We start from the raw sequence: 1,644 nt of genomic DNA on the forward strand, positions 1-1,644 counted from the left end.
CTGACCGAGGTCGCCGGTCCAGCTCGACGTGCCACGCGACCGGGCCGGGACGTTCGAGCCGCGGCTGATCCCGAAGGGCGACCGGCGGGTCGGGGGCCTGTCAGACACGGTGATCTCGCTGTACGCCGGCGGGATGACGGTCCGCGACGTCTGCCACCATCTGGCCCGCACGGTCGGGGTAGAGGTGTCGCACGACACGATCTCGCGGATCACCGACGAGGTGCTCGAGGACGTGAAGGCCTGGCAGCACCGGCCCCTGGACGAGGTGTATCCGGTCGTCTACGTCGATGCGCTGGTCGCGAAGGTCCGCGACGGGGGGTCGGTGCGTACCAAGGCGGTGCACCTGGCGGTCGGGGTCGACCTGGACGGGGTCAAGCACGTGCTGGGGATCTGGGTCGAGCAGAACGAGGGCGCCCGGCACTGGGCCGCGGTGATGGCCGAGCTGCGTAACCGCGGGGTGCGCGACATCCTGATCGTGTGTTGTGACGGGCTGACCGGGCTACCCGAGGCGATCGGCACCGTCTACGGTCGCACGACGGTGCAGACCTGCACGGTCCATCTGATCCGCTCGGCGCTGCGGTATGCCTCCTACACGGACCGCAAGAAGCTCGCGGCCGCGCTGCGGCCTATCTACACCGCGCCGTGCCTGGACGCGGCCGAGCAGGCACTGTTGGAGTTCTCCGAGTCCGAGCTCGGCAGGAAGCATCCGGCGGCGGTGGCGGTCTGGGAACGGGCCTGGGAGCAGTTCGTCCCGTTTCTGGAGTTCACCCCTAACCTGCGAAGAATCATCTACACGACGAATGCGATCGAAAGCTTCAACTACCAGCTGCGGAAAATCATCAAGAATCGGGGGCATTTCCCGTCGAACGACGCGGTCGTGAAGCTGCTGTGGCTGGCGATCGTCGATATCGAGGACAAACGTGCCCGTGCCCGTGCGAAGGAGGCCGGCAAACCACGGACCGGCCGCACCGCCCCGGGGAAACTCATCGAGGGACACGCCGCGCAGGGCTGGAAACCGGCGCTCGCCGAGCTCGCGACCGCCTACCCTGGCCGGATCCCCGACCTGGCCCTGTGAAGCGGGCATGATCCCGGCCATGGACCCCGCCGAGACGGCCTTCCTGCCCGAGGACCCGGCTGCGGCCGTGCTCACTGACACCGTCGCACTGCGCCGCGACGACGCCGAGGACCTCGTCGATCTGCTCCACCAGGCCGGGGCCCTGCTCGTCCGCCTCGCTGGTGATCTCGCCGCGCAGGCCGCTTACCGTGAGCTGTCCGGCCCCGCCGGCCCCGGTCTCGAGGCCTTCGCGTTCGATCTGCTCGTCGCTGCGGCCGATCTCATCCCGCAGGAGGAGCTGTAAGGACCACGCCGAGCCATGGAAAACCCGGCGCGCCACCTCCCATCAGCACATCGACAGCGATACTGTGAACCACACCGCCACGGCAGCGGCCCGGCAGAGAGCCGGATCGGTGAGCACGAGGGCCGGAACATCCCACAACTGAAGAACCGCCGCCTGCGCGGGTCTCTGTCCGAAAACGTCGGAACCCGTCGGTGCGAGGCACGGACCAGGCTAAAACGGTGAGCATCACGACCGGGCCGGTGAAAGGCGCGGACCGGTAACTACCGGAACGCGGGAAGGCCCCGTA

The 1,644-nt window shown here is 68.4% G+C and carries 1 protein-coding gene and 1 pseudogene; both read left to right on the forward strand.

Features of this window, described 5'->3' with window-relative positions; all coding sequences use genetic code 11:
• Positions 1 to 13: 13 nt before the first annotated feature.
• Positions 14 to 1,075, forward strand: a pseudogene (locus tag MJ797_RS25800) (IS256 family transposase); the annotation flags it as partial.
• Positions 1,076 to 1,082: 7 nt separating this feature from the next.
• Positions 1,083 to 1,358, forward strand: coding sequence for a hypothetical protein (locus tag MJ797_RS25805; protein ID WP_239342222.1), 276 nt, complete (start codon positions 1,083 to 1,085; stop codon positions 1,356 to 1,358).
• The last annotated feature ends 286 nt before the right edge of the window (positions 1,359 to 1,644 follow it).

The sequence above is a fragment of the Protofrankia sp. CiP3 genome (assembly GCF_917627345.1).
Taxonomy (GTDB): Bacteria; Actinomycetota; Actinomycetes; order Frankiales; family Frankiaceae; genus Protofrankia.